The sequence below is a fragment of the Ureibacillus suwonensis genome (genome assembly GCF_042655065.1).
GTDB classification, from domain to species: Bacteria; Bacillota; Bacilli; order Bacillales_A; family Planococcaceae; genus Ureibacillus; species Ureibacillus suwonensis.
Window position 1 is genome coordinate 1 of sequence record NZ_JBHSNQ010000182.1, and the last position, 14,380, is coordinate 14,380.

Below are 14,380 nucleotides of genomic sequence, written 5' to 3' on the forward strand. Positions count from 1 at the left end.
AGCTCAACTACTGTTTGTTTAAATTCTTGATTATACCGTTTTTGACTCATGATTCGGACACAACCTTTCGTTAGTTTAATATTAATGACTTAACCAAGTTGTGTCCATAAATCTATACTACATCTAATTCTTTATTTTTAAAATTTGGATATACAGAGAAAATTCCCGTAAAAAACACTTGCATTTAAGCTAAAGACCGAATATTATTAATTCTGTTGTTTTAAATGTTCGTATTTAGGGGGCTGAACTTTTTGTTTCGACTACAAGAAAATAAGACAACTGTAAAAACTGAAATTTTTGCAGGATTAACCACTTACTTAACAATGGTATATATTGTCATCGTTAACCCTTCGATTCTAGCGATTTCTGGTGTGCCTAGTGAACAAGTATTCACAGCGACAATTATTGCGGCAGTATTTGGTACATTATGGTTAGCGTTATTTGCCAATTATCCAATTGCAATGGCTCCGGGTATGGGGTTAAATGCATTCTTTACATTCTCGGTTGTCCAAGCTTCTAAAGGCGAAATTGACTATATGACAGCATTTTCTGCTGTATTTGTAGCGGGTATTATTTTCTTTATTATTAGCTTAACGCCTTTACGACAAATGCTCGTTAAAGCCATACCGAATAATTTAAAATTAGCTATTACTGCTGGTATCGGTTTATTCATCTCTTTCATTGGTATGCGATCAGCAGGTATTGTGACAGATGACGAAGCGACATTAGTCCGATTAGGAGATTTATCAAGCCCTATGGTTTGGTTAACAATTGTAGGGGTTCTTGTTACGGCTATCTTCATGATGTACCGTGTATTCGGTGCAATTTTCTGGGGTATGATTGTGACAGCAATCCTTGCAGCATTAACTGGCAATGTAACATTCAATGGTGTTATTTCAATGCCATCATTACCAGAAGGGATTTTAGTATGGAATCCAATTGAAGCTTTTGGCGATGTCATTAAATATGGTTTATATGGGACAGTATTTTCATTCATTTTAGTTACATTGTTTGACACGACAGGTACGATGATTGGCGTTGCGAAACAAGCGGGTATTTTAAAAGAAGATAAATTGCCACGAGCACGTCAAGCTTTCCTTGGTGATTCGATGGCAACGATCATCGGTTCAATGTTTGGTACAAGTCCATCCACAGCCTATATCGAATCTTCTTCTGGTGTAGCAGTAGGTGGACGTACTGGATTAACGTCGTTAGTAGTTGCAGGGCTATTTGTCATTACGTTATTCTTCTCGCCATTAGCAGCTACATTAGCAAGTGTACCTGCTATTACTTCTCCTGCCTTAATTATCGTGGGTAGTTTAATGATTGGTGTTGTTCGCCATATCGAATGGGATAAAGTAGAAGAAGCATTTCCAGCCTTTTTAGTTATTTTAATCATGCCATTAACGTCTAGTATCTCAGATGGTATTGCATTCGGGTTTATTTCTTATCCATTATTTAAGTTACTGAAAGGTAAGGGTAAAGAGGTTCATCCATTACTTTACCTCTTTGCGATTTTATTCATTATCCTGTTAGTGATTATGTCTCACTAAAAATGAAAAGCCTCTCATTTCGCGAGAGGCTTGTTTTATTGGTGCGGAAGAATCACCTAGGGGATTATTCCATTTATGTTAAAACAACAGGCAAAGTTAATCTTCGAACGGTTAACTCTGCCTCTTTATCAATTAGTTGAAGATCAACTTTCTTCACCGTTTATAACGAGTTCCTCAAATAATTGATCATTAAAATATATTTTTAATTTCCATAATCCACTTGAAGGGAACATCATATTAGATGGAATATGGGAATCTGCACCGTTATGTGGGCTAATGGAAATATCAGAATATTGCCATACTGCATCATTGCCAAATAACAAAACAGGATGTTCTTTTCCGTCTTCATCAACACCAACTACTTTAAAATCACCGCTGATTTTATCTTCCTCTCCCCAGAAATGCCACATATATTTATCCGGTTGATTCGCAATAAACTTTATTGCGACTGCTTCACCTTCGTTACCCGAACCGACCAAAATTCCCACCTTACCTTCTTTCCCAATCAATACATACTCACCCTTTGTCCCGTCATGAAAAGTCACGGGTAATGTAAAAGTAGGGCTTTCCTCTAACTTTTTGTCTTCTTCAACATTTTTACAACCGACAAGAGTCATTAACAATAGTACAGAAATCCACATAATGATTTTATTCCTCATATGACTCTCCCTTTATTAGCTTGAAATAAACGACATTTTATATTACTTTCAACATTTTTACTAATATTCCTTCTTATTTAATCATTCGGATGCCGAATGCCAAGCCTCTTAGAGCGGAAAATAAATAAAAGATTTTCATAGCCTCTTCTTTCCGTCAAGTACTCCCAAAAAACAAAAAAAGGCCTAAGGGGATTTAGGGCCCCTTAAGCCTTTTTTCCACTAAGCCCTACAGCTTTGCTTGTTTTATCCATTTATTGACTTGTTCATCCGTACCGTAAACAAAATGATTTGGCAATGGCTCATGCATTTTAGCTGTATCCGGTGTTTCTTCATGGACATAAGGAATTCGTTTCCGTTTTCTTTCCAAAATCGGATCTGGAAGAGGAACAGCGGATAATAATGATTTTGTATATGGATGAATTGGGTTGTTGTAAATTTCGTCTGCATCGCCCAACTCCATAATTTTTCCCCGATACATAACCGCAATCCGATCGCTGATATATTTGACCATCGATAAATCATGGGCAATAAATAAATAAGTCAAATTTCGTTCCTTTTGCAGATCTTTTAGCAAATTGACCACTTGCGCCTGAATGGAAACGTCCAATGCGGAAATCGGCTCATCGGCGATAATGAAGCTTGGATCCAAACTTAACGCTCTGGCAATCCCGATCCGTTGTCTTTGGCCGCCGGAAAATTCATGGGGATACCGTGTCATATGTTCACGATTTAAACCGACCGCTTCCAACAACGAGATGATTTTTGCTTGGCGTTCGCTCTTATTTCTATACAGGCCGTGGATATCAAATCCTTCACTGATGATTTCACCAGCTGTCATCCGCGGGTTCAATGATGCATATGGATCTTGGAAAATCATTTGCATTTCCCGCTTTAATTGCTTCTGATCTTTTTTTGATTTGACTTGATGAATATTTTTTCCTTTGAAAATCACTTCGCCGCCCGTTATGTCATAAAGACCGATAATGGAACGGCCTGTCGTCGATTTGCCGGAACCGGATTCACCCACAAGGCCCAACGTTTCCCCTTCAAAAATATGAAAACTGATTCCGTCCACCGCTTTGATAGGATTGGAAGGAGAGCCGAAATATTGAGACAAATTTTTTACTTCCAATAATTTATGATTGCTATTCACCTAATTCAGCCTCCTTCTTATATCTTTCCATTCTTCTCACGATTGGTTCAGGAACATCGATTTTCGGAGCATATTCATGCAATAACCATGTTTTTGCATAATGTGTATCGGATACTTTAAACATTGGCGGTTCTTTTTCAAAATCGATGGCCAATGCATATTTGTTCCGGGGTGCAAAGGCATCTCCTATCGGCGGATTTGTCAAATCCGGCGGAGAACCTGGAATCGCATATAATTTTTCATCACTTTTGTTATTTAAATCAGGCATGGAGCCAAGCAGTCCCCATGTGTACGGATGTTTGGGGTTGTAGAAAATATCGTTGACCGTTCCGTATTCCACAATTTGCCCTGCGTACATGACCGCCACACGATCGGCGACATTTGCAACAACCCCCAAATCATGGGTGATAAAAATAATGGATGTTTTCCGTTTCTTTTGAAGTTCCTTCAACAATTCCAATATTTGCGCCTGGATGGTCACGTCAAGGGCTGTTGTCGGTTCATCGGCAATCAATAGTTTCGGATCAGCCGCAAGCGCAATGGCGATGACGACGCGCTGGCGCATTCCGCCACTGAATTCATGGGGAAATTGGTTGAAGCGTTTTTCCGGCATTGGAATACCGACTTGGCGAAGGAGCTCAATCGCTCTTTCTTGCGCCTCATGTTTTGAAACCTTTTTATGTTTTAATATCACTTCCATTATTTGTTTTCCAACACGGATTGTAGGGTTTAAAGCGGTCATTGGGTCCTGGAAAATCATCGCGATCTCATTTCCGCGGATTTTGGACATTTCTTTATCTGAAAGAGGGATCAAATCTTTTCCTTCGAATAAGATATGACCATCCGCATATATTCCCGGCGGCTGCGGAATCAATTTCATAATGGCGTTACTGGTCACACTTTTTCCCGAACCGGATTCGCCCACAATCGCCAATGTTTCGCCTTCGTATAATGTAAAATCAACGCCCCTTACTGCTTGTACAAGTCCTGCGTATGTTTTGAAGTTTATTTTTAAATTCTTTACTTCCAACAATGGTTTTTTCATTTTTCCACCCCTTTCTACTTGCGTAATTTCGGATCAAGTGCATCGCGCAAACCATCACCAATGGCATTGAAAGCAAAAATGGTCAAGGAAATGAAGAAGGCAGGGAAGAATAAACGCCAAGGGGCCACCCTTAAACCGCCCATCCCTTCAGATGCCATTGTTCCCCAGCTCGCCACCGGTTGTGTTACGCCCAAACCTAAAAAGCTTAAAAAGGATTCAGTGAAGATGGCTGTCGGAATTGTCAATGTCATTGTTACAAGAATCGCACCTAACGCGTTCGGTATGATGTGGCGCTTGATTAAATGGCTGGTGCTTGCGCCAAGGGTTCTTGAAGCCAGAACGAATTCGCGGTTTTTTATGGACAACACTTCACCGCGGACAATTCGCGCCATATTGACCCAACCTGTAATCGATAAGGCGATAATCATCGGAAGGAGACCTTGTTCCATCACAACAAGTAAAATGATGACAACCAAAAGGTAAGGAATGGCGGATAAAATATCCACAAAACGCATCATAATATCATCCACACGTCCGCCAATCAGGCCTGAAATGCTTCCCCATAAAACACCGATGATTAAATCGATGATGGCAGCCGTAATCCCGATGAATAATGAAATGCGGGCTCCATACCATACACGGACAAAAACATCCCGCCCTAAATCATCGGTGCCAAACCAATGGTCTTTTGAAGGCGCCTGATTATAAATGCCTAATTGATCGCGATAACTGTATTGAGAAAGTTCAGGGACCAATGCCGCAAACAATGCGATGATGAACAGAATGATGACCCCTGAAACCGCCAATTTGTTTTGTTTAAAGCGGAGGAATACCTCTTTCCAAAAAGATACAGACTTCTTTGTCATTTTATCGCTTTCTTCCAACCGCGGTCCGACTACTGTAAACATTTCCGGAGTTAAATTGTCAATCGTTTCATGCTGTTTTGTCATTATTTCTTTGCTCCTCCTTTCAACTTAATGCGCGGGTCAATGAAAGTGTATAAGATGTCCACTAATAACACGGCGAACATTAAAATAATTGCATAGAATACAGTTGTTCCCATGATTACGGTATAATCACGGTTTGTGATGCTTTGAACGAAATGTCTGCCCAAACCAGGAATGGCAAAAATTTGTTCAATGACAAAGCTTCCTGTTACAACACCGGCTGTCAAAGGCCCTAAATAGGTAATAACAGGCATTAACGCATTGCGCAATGTATGCTTAAAGGTGATTGTCCATTTGCCAAGCCCTTTGGCACGGGCCAACTTCACATATTCGCTATTGTTTTCTTCCAACATGCTGGAACGGACCAATTTTGCGATATACCCCGCATGTGTCAAAGCGATCGCCAACGCTGGCAGAACTGAATATTTAAAGCCGTTCCACCCGGCAACAGGGAATAGGCCCAATTTTAAAGAGATGAAGTATTGCATTAATCCGGCCATAACGAATGAGGGGATTGAAATGCCCAAAACCGCGATGGTCGTTGCAAAATAATCAATAAATTTGTTGTGGTAAAGGGCTGCAATGATACCAAGCAAAACGCCTATTCCAACCGCTAAAAACATGGCTTCAAGTCCAAGGGATAACGATACAGGGAATCCGTCCGCAATGATATCGTTTGTGGAGCGGTTTTTATATTTCATCGACTCTCCGAAATCAAATGTGAGGGTATTGAACAAATAATCCTTATATTGGATATACCAAGGATTATCGAGTCCATATTTCGCTTTTAAATTGGCTTCGATTTCAGGCGGAAAATTCCTTTCACTTGCAAAAGGATTACCAGGTGCCGCCTTCATCAAGAAAAAGGTTGCGGTGATGATGATAAATAACGCAATCAAAATATGAATGATTCTTTTGATAATGTACTTCAGCAAAGTGTTCCCTCCTTTATCTAAAAATTCTGTACACGCCCAAAAAATAGTGAAAGGCTGCTTCTGATCAATAAAATCGATTTCAGCAGCCTTTGCAACTATTTAACCTAATTTTACAGGGACAAATTAATTTTCAATATCAACATATTTCAAATAAATGTTGCCCAATTTATCCGGTTTCATGTTTTTCACATGGTCTTTTGAAACGTACAGACTAGTGTAGTAGTAAATTGGTGCAACCGGCATTTCTTCCATGATGATTGCTTCCGCTTGTTTTAACATTTCAAAACGTTTTTCTTCATCCGTTTGTTTGTTCGCTTCTCTTAAAAGTTTTGTGTATTCTGGATTTTCCCAACCTGTATCGTTGTTGCCGTTATCAGCAGAATCATATTGCTCTAAGAATGTGTAAGCATCGTTGTAGTCTGCAATCCAACCCAAACGGCCAACTTGGTAATCCAATTTTGTCAGTTTGTCCAAGTAAACTTGCCACTCGGAGTTGTCAAGTGTTGCATTGATGCCCAAGTTTTTGCGCCAATTTTCTTGAATGAATTGGGCAATGGATGCATGGGCTTCACTCGTATTAAATGAAATTGTGATGTTGATATCTTCCGGTTTGCTGATTCCTAGCTCTTTCATACCTTGTTCAAGGGCTTTTTTCGCTTCTTCCACATCATTGTCCTTGATGTAGCCGCGATCTTCTTCAAAACCTTGAATCGAAATAAACACTTTTTAATTATCTGAAAAAAACGGAAATAATAATTTTTTCTAAAAATATATTAATTTCTACTATTATAATTGTATCTATTACTATTAAATTAATAACAATTGCCAGCGTATTGAAAGATTCATCACGATATAAAGATATTTTGGTATAACGAATAAACAAGTTGATATTGGAAGGATAGGTAAAAAAAGGAAATGTTAGACCATCCCATACTGAATCGGATTGGGGGAAGTTTTGAAAGGGTTGCGCAAATGGTGCGGCTGGGGCAATCTCCGGAACCCAATGGATTTGCCCCAGAACGATCATGATTACGGTTCAATAAGGCGATCGATGGCTGAGATTAATTGCTGAGGTATGCGCGTTACTTTTTTCTTTTCTAAATCAAAGAAGCAGCCTTTCTGTATGCCTTTGCAGTACAGCTTGTCCCCGCTCTTGATTTCAAATGCCATCTCCCAGCTGGAATTCCCCGATTCAACCAACCAGCATCGCCCGATTGGTTTATCAAAAATCGTGAGCGGTTTGCGGTAGTCGACTTCCGTGCGCATCAAAATCGGTGTAATGTTCGATTTCATCATTTCTGTCAAGGAATACGTCGCATTTAAAAATTCCATTCGTAAATCTTCAAACCACCGCACGTACACAAGATTACTCACAATTCCCATTGCATCAATATCATAAGCTTGTATTGGCAATTCCATTTGAATGACCAGCTTGCGATTTTGCATTTTCCATCACCTCAATATATTTGAAGAAGTTTAATAATCGTCAGCAGCTTTGAACAGAAACGTGAATCAATCAATTCTGATTAAAATAATGCCGACTAATATTTTGGTTTGATGTAATCATACCACTTTTGTTAATAAAATTCAGATACCATTTTCTATTTTCTTAAGAAATTTCAACTTCTTCAATAGGTTCCAATTTGTCAATTTGTTGACAATGAAGCTATCATTGAAAATGAAAAAAGAAGGGAGCATCATTTCCCCCCTTCTTATATATAAAATATGTGCATTATTTTTTTCTCAATAAGTAATCCCCAATCGGTAAAAGAAGAACGATAAATACAACAGACACAACAATCAAAGCTTGGATGATGCCAATACCAATTTGATCAAACATTTTTCTTTTTCCTCCTTTCAATTCCAAACCTATGTTACCTTAAATAATACTATTTTTCCAATTTTTTTGTTGGAAACCAGTTGTGTTGAAAAAACCTATTTATACTATCATAACATGTAAAAACAGCAAGAATAAAGTTGAATGTGAAATGTGGTAATAGTGGGAATAATCAAAAAAATGAATACAAGAGCAAATAAATATTAACTTATAATGGTAAAATTAGTAAAAAATCAATAATTTACCAATTTATGAATTGATGGTAATATAAAGGTGGGAGGTGAAATTTCACTTACTATCAAACAAAGGAGGGAGTATGAGAAATTTCCAGAATCGAAAACGCGATCTACCATCTATTAAATCAAGAGTATTTTTCCAATCTGGAAAGGGAAAAATTAAAATTTGGAATTCAACTCATTCTTTCTGAACTCTACAAAATCATCTTAATCTATTCTTTGGCTTATTTATTAGACTGCATTGTTCCTACATTGATTGCTCATATTAGCTTCTTTCTGTTAAGGCAGGTTTGTTTTGGATATCACTTCAGCAATTTGTATGTGTGCATTGGTACAAGCATCATTACATTTCCAATCGCGGTCAAATTGATTGCCAGTTATTATAATATGATTTCCGGCACTCTCTTATACATCATCTTTGGAGTTTCATTAATACTCATTTATATGCTTGCACCAAAAGGCACAGAAAAACATCCGCTTATTAATCAAAATCATAAAAAATATTTGCGGAAAAAAATGATGTTCCGCGTATTCCTAATATTCGGAATATTTTGCATTGTGAATTTTGATGTGAAGGTTTTTATTGCTTATGGGGTATTGGTGGAAACTATTATGCTAATAGCACAATCAATCAAGGGGGAATTTTATTATGAAATGGATGAGTGTTAAAAATGTATTGGCAAAAATTGCTGCATTTGTAGTGGTATTCGGAGGAATAGCGACTACAAATGGATGTACGACATTATTCCATGAGAAAAAAGTGCCAAATGAGTTATTACAAAATAATCTGTTTGCTTCAAAAAAATAATGCATTTTGTAAGAAAGTTCCGACTTCCATGATCCCGTCGGAACTTTTCTTTTATGTCAAGACAACTGTACCTTGTTACAGGTGAATTGTATTATTAAAATAAAATATAGGAATACCCATTTTATTTCCACAATACACCACGAGACAACCAACATCACTCTATTAATTAAGCTGGGAGAAAAATATGAAAATCTTGTTTATAACGATTGAGCTTTTCTTGATTTTTTGGGCAATCATGTACACAGCGCAAATCAAATTAAACTTTAAATCGATTTTCGGTTTCATTTTATTCATTTTTGGACCTACCAGCCTCGCTTTTTTATGGATGGGACAATGGCAAGGGATTGTTTATTTCATTATCAGTTCCTTCGTTTATCTTTATGTGCTTTCGAGGGATTATATAGTGCTGGTACACCTTTGCTTTTTCATCATTTTCGGCATTCTGGTGGACAATCTCACCCAATATGTTTTGCTTCCTTTTACCTTTGATTTCTTGCCGGGAGTTCTGGAACATTATTGCCTTTTCATTTTGATATATATTTTATGTATTCTGATTTACCGATATTTTTACAATAAGGTCATTGCATACGTCCCGGAAATGAAAAGCGCTTACATATTCATTCTTTTTGTGCTGATCGTAACGATGGCCACCTTTTATATAAATATTTATTTGACGGAATATTTATCAAAGGATACCATTTTGGTTTTTAATCTCATTATTCAAATTATTTACTTTGCCATCATGCTGTTTATACTTTCTTTGACGATTTTCAACATCAAAAAGCAACATTACATTAATAAAATTGAATTTGAAAATGCCCAGTTTGAGAACTATATGAAGTCGTTGGAAGTAATCAATAATGATATGCAAAAATTCCGTCATGATTACCTCAATATACTCGTTACAATGCAAGGTTACATAGAAGTCAATGATTTTGAAGGATTGAAAAAATATTTTAAAAAGCATATATTTTCGACCGAGGAGAACACGTTAAAGAGGAATCAGCTGTTGGCTTCTTTATCAAAGTTGAAAATAACCGGTATTAAAGGGCTCATTTTATCAAAAGTGATGCAGGCCGAAAATGAAAACATCTCAGTCAATATCGAAATATCGGATGAAATTGAAGATATTCATATGAATATGATTGATTTGGCGCGAATTCTGGGAATCTTTTTGGATAACGCCATTGAAGCGACTGCGGATTCCAAGTCGGAAAAAAGTATTGATATCGCTTTTTATAAAACAAACAGCGATTCCGTGATGATCATTATTGAAAATACTTTCAATGGAGATTTGGTGAATGTGGAGGAAATCTATAAAGAAGGCTTCTCCACAAAAGGGCAAAACCGCGGAAAAGGGTTAAGCAATGTAAAATGTATTTTGAATCATTATCCCAATGCCCATTTAAACACTTCCATTCATGAAAATTCCTTTACACAAGTTCTGGAAATTAAAAATCATGGATATGATTGCCCAGAGAGGAAATCAACCAGTGAGTGATACTTCAATGAATGAACCTTGATAGGCGTGAAGCCTTTCGAGGTTTTTTTGTGGGGATTTAAAAGTTTTCAGTGATTTACCGGATATCTCTGAAAATCCAACTGAACAAGAATTAGATAGCTATTATCGTGAAATATTAAAACGAGTGCAATTTGATTATGAGGGACCAGAAAACCTGATTAATCGACTCAAATTTGAAACATTTGGTAATCCCCAAGTTACGGATTCCCGCTACCAATTCAAAGAGAATTTAAATGTGTTATTTATCATTGACGCATCGGGAAGTATGGCACAAACCATCAATGGGAAAGCAAAAATGGCTTCAGCCAAAGACTCTATTTTAGCTTTTGTAGAAAAACTGCCGCAAAATGCGAAAGTTGGCATTCGAGTTTATGGCCATAAAGGAAGTGGCTCTGATTCGGATAAGAAATTATCCTGCAGCAGCAGTGAACTGATGTATTCCATTTCCAATTATAATCCTGAACAGTTCAAAGCAGCGCTTAATCAATTTTCTCCAAGCGGCTGGACGCCAATCGGACTGGCATTGCGTGAAGCCAAAAAGGATTTGGCTGCCTTTGACGGTGAAAACAATACCAATATTGTGTACTTGGTCAGTGATGGAATCGAAACATGTGAAGACGAGCCGATAGAAGCGGCCAAAGAGTTATACAACTTCAATATTACCCCTATTATAAATGTGATTGGATTTGATGTGGATAATGAAGGGAAACAACAGTTGAAACAATTGGCTTCCGAAGTGAATGGAATCTATGGCACAGTAACAAGTGAAAGTGAATTGCAAAAGGAACTGGAAAAACTGAATAATTTGGCAGAACAATGGGGGAAATGGTTGAAGCAGGGAAAACAACAATATGAAAGAAATTATATTAAAAATAACTTGGAAATTTTTGTTTATATAACGAAGGAAGAAAGTAAAGGAGTACAAGAGAGAGAAAAAATATATTTCATTTTAACAAAATTGCACGAAGAAAAAGTATTTAATAATGAAACCTACGAATATTTAATAAATAAAAATAGTAAATATCATAAATGGATTGATAATGAGATTAAAAATTTCAATAAAGAATTAAAGGCAATCAATGAACAAAATTATAAAGAAGCCCTTGAACAGTTAGAAGAAAAATATGTCACCAATACCCAAATAAGTAGATAGATGAGTGCTTCAATGAGAAGTGAGTGCGAAGCAGACCACTCACAGTAGAACAATTGGAGAAAAAGTATCTTTCCAATGGCCAACAGTAGGAAATGAATCCGCCAAAACAGTGGAGAAATCAAGAAAAATGAGGCTGCCGGGAAACTTGGCAGCCTCATGGCATTATACGGTTTTTTTGGGCCAAACCAGGCCGATGATGACCCCGACGATTGCCGGCAACATCCAGCCAAGGCCGATGTTGTAAAGCGGCAAATAATTGGAGTAGAAAGATTTGATCGAATCGAATAAGGACAAGCTTGCACCTGGCAAACTCGAAACCAATGTGCTGTATCCGTCAAAGAAACTGACGCAGAATGTGAAGACCATCGCGGAAGCATAAACGCTCCGCTTATTTCCATATAAATGGGAAAATAAAGTCAATAGTATGAGCACGATTGCCAAAGGATAAAGCAACATTAATACAGGGATGGCGAATTGAATGATGTTGTTCAATCCAAAGTTGGCGATGGTGAATGAAACAAGGCACAGAATCAATACGAACCATTTGTAACTGACTTTCGGGAACACTTGATTGAAAAACTCACTGCAAGATGTAATGAGCCCGATACTTGTTTTTAAACAAGCTAGCACAATGATGATGGCAAGCAGGATGGCCCCGTAGTCGCCAAAATAATGCTGGGCGACGGCTGCAAAAATTTGACCTCCATTTTCGAAGGTACCAATGGCGGATACGCTGGATGCCCCCATATAAGTGATGAGCCCATAGATGAGCGCCATTAGCGCCATGGCAAAAACGCCGGCTTTCAAAGTGGATACGGCAATTTCCTTTTTATCGGTAATCCCCCGTCCCTTGATGGCATTGATGACAACAATTCCGAATGCCAAGGATGCGAGGAGATCCATTGTGTTATACCCTTCTTTAAAACCGGTAATAAATGCAAGGTCCCCATAATCTCCGGCAGGGTTCTGGAATGTCCCCATCGGTTTGATTATGGCGATCACAATTAAAATGAAAAGGAACAATAAAAATGCAGGAGTTAAATATTTCCCGATATAATCCACGATTTTGGCGGGATTCAAAGAGAAATAATAAACGATCGCAAAAAACACAAAACTGAAAATACCTAAAAATAATGTGCTGTATTCAGGATTGATGTACGGTTCGAAACCTACCACAAAAGGCACTGTGGCCGTCCGTGGAATTGCAAAAAACGGCCCGATCGTCAAGTAGAGGGCGATGGCAAATGCAACGCCGAATATTGGGTGAACCCGTCCGGCCAGTTCAAGTAAACTGTTGCTTCCGGACAAACCGAATGCGACAATTCCCAAGAAAGGCAGTCCGATGGCGGTAATGAGAAATCCGATCAAAGCCGGCCAAAAGTTCGTACCGGCAAGTTGTCCCATTTGGATTGGGAAAATTAAATTCCCCGCACCAAAAAACATGCCGAACAGCATGGTACCAATGATGGCATAGGTAGTAAATGAACTTGACTTTTTCATAATCATGCTCCTTCTCAGATGAATCTCCATCATTTTATCAACTATCGAAAAAGGAATCTATGAATATTAAGAAAGTAGGAAAATAAGGAATTTTCACTCTAATAATTAAATTGTTAATTTTTTTATAAATTTAACGATATAAAAGAGTAGATATCCGCTGTTATAAAAAGATATAAAAACTAAAAATTCTGAATTATACAAATTTTATATTTACAAGAACTCTTGTTCGTGTTAATTTATTTTTGAAAATGTTGAAGAGGGGTTGTTCTTATGGAATATAAGGATGAAGATCAAAACGATTTTGAGAGCGGTTCCGGCGACGAAAACCAAAAAGAAGGGAATTCGTTCAAACCTTTTTTCTGGGGGGAACAAACAGACGTCATTTTTGAGGAATTTAGAAGCACTTATATCCGGATTGATACTTCAATCGAAACAAATCCTGAATTGCAATTGATCAACGGATGGTCAAACATCATTTCAATCAATGAAGGGGCACAAATCATCGGATATCTCCACTTCAAAATTTATAATTCGTATTTCATAAGACCGTCTGAATTGTTATCGGTCGCAAACAGTTTTTCAAGTGAAGAATATTTTATCATGTCCTCATTCATGAAACATTTTCAAAAAGAAATGAAAGAATGTTATTTAAAGCTTCTTGTAGTGAGTGAGATATCTTTGAATGATGATTATTTGAATAAAGGGCTGGAAATGAAAGTATTGATCGAGTTGATCAGTTTGTGCCGCATTTTGGAAGTGGATTATATTCTATTGAAGCCTTATTCCACATTCGAAGAAAAATTTGGCAGTGCAATAAGGAAAAATAAAAAACAGGCGGTGAAATTGGCGGTTCTTCGCAATAAACTCGTTTTTGATGTCTATTATTTTGAAGAGGATCAACCGGTGATTGTATTGGATATTCGACATATATGACATAGATGAATAATAATTTTAATACATAACCGGCATCATGTTTGCCCTGGCTCAGGGAGGCATGGTGCTTTTATTTTGGGAAGTTTTTCGCACAAAATC

The 14,380-nt window shown here is 37.6% G+C and carries 13 protein-coding genes and 1 pseudogene; 6 read left to right on the top strand and 8 right to left on the bottom strand.

Annotated features, from left to right (window positions below; genetic code table 11):
- The first annotated feature begins 251 nt into the window (after positions 1–251).
- A complete protein-coding gene (locus ACFPOH_RS14000; protein WP_390310275.1) occupies positions 252–1,553 on the top strand; it encodes an NCS2 family permease in 1,302 nt (433 codons plus the stop codon).
- A gap of 143 nt (positions 1,554–1,696) precedes the next feature.
- Here the strand turns inward: ACFPOH_RS14000 and ACFPOH_RS14005 are convergent, their stop codons facing one another.
- The 7 genes and pseudogenes from ACFPOH_RS14005 to ACFPOH_RS14035 all read right to left on the bottom strand — a co-directional run bounded on the left by ACFPOH_RS14005 (position 1,697) and on the right by ACFPOH_RS14035 (position 7,738).
- On the bottom strand, positions 1,697–2,212 hold the full coding sequence (locus tag ACFPOH_RS14005; RefSeq protein ID WP_390310277.1) for a DUF4871 domain-containing protein: 516 nt from the start codon (positions 2,210–2,212) through the stop codon (positions 1,697–1,699).
- A gap of 226 nt (positions 2,213–2,438) precedes the next feature.
- Complete coding sequence (locus tag ACFPOH_RS14010; RefSeq protein ID WP_390310279.1) at positions 2,439–3,365, bottom strand: ABC transporter ATP-binding protein; 927 nt, start codon at positions 3,363–3,365, stop codon at positions 2,439–2,441.
- Positions 3,358–4,410, bottom strand: coding sequence for an ABC transporter ATP-binding protein (locus tag ACFPOH_RS14015; protein ID WP_342468743.1), 1,053 nt, complete (start codon positions 4,408–4,410; stop codon positions 3,358–3,360). Before ACFPOH_RS14015 ends, ACFPOH_RS14010 begins: the two co-directional genes overlap by 8 nt.
- Before the next feature lie 14 nt (positions 4,411–4,424).
- Positions 4,425–5,318, bottom strand: coding sequence for an ABC transporter permease (locus ACFPOH_RS14020; RefSeq protein WP_390310303.1), 894 nt, complete (start codon positions 5,316–5,318; stop codon positions 4,425–4,427).
- A 41-nt stretch (positions 5,319–5,359) separates the two neighbouring features.
- A complete protein-coding gene (locus tag ACFPOH_RS14025; RefSeq protein ID WP_342468745.1) occupies positions 5,360–6,292 on the bottom strand; it encodes an ABC transporter permease in 933 nt (310 codons plus the stop codon).
- A gap of 123 nt (positions 6,293–6,415) precedes the next feature.
- Positions 6,416–7,006: pseudogene (locus tag ACFPOH_RS14030) on the bottom strand (ABC transporter substrate-binding protein); the annotation flags it as partial.
- 315 nt (positions 7,007–7,321) lie between these two features.
- The gene (locus tag ACFPOH_RS14035; RefSeq protein WP_342468746.1) at positions 7,322–7,738 is read right to left on the bottom strand and encodes an acyl-CoA thioesterase; all 417 of its coding nucleotides are present in this window, start codon (positions 7,736–7,738) and stop codon (positions 7,322–7,324) included.
- Positions 7,739–8,473: 735 nt separating this feature from the next.
- Here ACFPOH_RS14035 and ACFPOH_RS14040 point away from each other — a divergent pair.
- The 4 genes from ACFPOH_RS14040 to ACFPOH_RS14055 all read left to right on the top strand — a co-directional run bounded on the left by ACFPOH_RS14040 (position 8,474) and on the right by ACFPOH_RS14055 (position 11,848).
- Positions 8,474–9,034: an accessory gene regulator ArgB-like protein gene (locus tag ACFPOH_RS14040; protein WP_390310305.1), complete on the top strand. Its 561-nt coding sequence runs from the start codon at positions 8,474–8,476 to the stop codon at positions 9,032–9,034.
- Positions 9,015–9,173: an AgrD family cyclic lactone autoinducer peptide gene (locus ACFPOH_RS14045; protein ID WP_342468747.1), complete on the top strand. Its 159-nt coding sequence runs from the start codon at positions 9,015–9,017 to the stop codon at positions 9,171–9,173. Before ACFPOH_RS14040 ends, ACFPOH_RS14045 begins: the two co-directional genes overlap by 20 nt.
- Positions 9,174–9,357: 184 nt before the next feature.
- Positions 9,358–10,674: a sensor histidine kinase gene (locus ACFPOH_RS14050; protein ID WP_390310282.1), complete on the top strand. Its 1,317-nt coding sequence runs from the start codon at positions 9,358–9,360 to the stop codon at positions 10,672–10,674.
- 256 nt (positions 10,675–10,930) lie between these two features.
- Entirely contained in the window at positions 10,931–11,848 is a 918-nt protein-coding gene (locus ACFPOH_RS14055; RefSeq protein ID WP_390310284.1) for a vWA domain-containing protein, read from the top strand.
- Between the two features lie 162 nt (positions 11,849–12,010).
- On the opposite strand, the gene brnQ is transcribed toward ACFPOH_RS14055, so the two are convergent.
- The gene (gene brnQ, locus ACFPOH_RS14060; RefSeq protein WP_390310286.1) at positions 12,011–13,348 is read right to left on the bottom strand and encodes a branched-chain amino acid transport system II carrier protein; all 1,338 of its coding nucleotides are present in this window, start codon (positions 13,346–13,348) and stop codon (positions 12,011–12,013) included.
- A 270-nt stretch (positions 13,349–13,618) separates the two neighbouring features.
- Here brnQ and ACFPOH_RS14065 point away from each other — a divergent pair, with 270 nt between their 5' ends.
- Positions 13,619–14,281, top strand: coding sequence for a hypothetical protein (locus tag ACFPOH_RS14065; protein WP_342581727.1), 663 nt, complete (start codon positions 13,619–13,621; stop codon positions 14,279–14,281).
- Positions 14,282–14,380: the final 99 nt, after the last annotated feature.

Bases quoted from the DNA above. Each gene is read 5' to 3' on its own strand.
- ACFPOH_RS14015 (WP_342468743.1), bottom strand. From the start codon at position 4,410: ATGAAAAAACCATTGTTGGAAGTAAAGAATTTAAAAATAAACTTCAAA.
- ACFPOH_RS14065 (WP_342581727.1), top strand. From the start codon at position 13,619: ATGGAATATAAGGATGAAGATCAAAACGATTTTGAGAGCGGTTCCGGC.
- ACFPOH_RS14020 (WP_390310303.1), bottom strand. From the start codon at position 5,318: ATGTTTACAGTAGTCGGACCGCGGTTGGAAGAAAGCGATAAAATGACA.
- brnQ (WP_390310286.1), bottom strand. From the start codon at position 13,348: ATGAAAAAGTCAAGTTCATTTACTACCTATGCCATCATTGGTACCATG.
- ACFPOH_RS14005 (WP_390310277.1), bottom strand. From the start codon at position 2,212: ATGAGGAATAAAATCATTATGTGGATTTCTGTACTATTGTTAATGACT.
- ACFPOH_RS14050 (WP_390310282.1), top strand. From the start codon at position 9,358: ATGAAAATCTTGTTTATAACGATTGAGCTTTTCTTGATTTTTTGGGCA.
- ACFPOH_RS14045 (WP_342468747.1), top strand. From the start codon at position 9,015: ATGAAATGGATGAGTGTTAAAAATGTATTGGCAAAAATTGCTGCATTT.
- ACFPOH_RS14035 (WP_342468746.1), bottom strand. From the start codon at position 7,738: ATGCAAAATCGCAAGCTGGTCATTCAAATGGAATTGCCAATACAAGCT.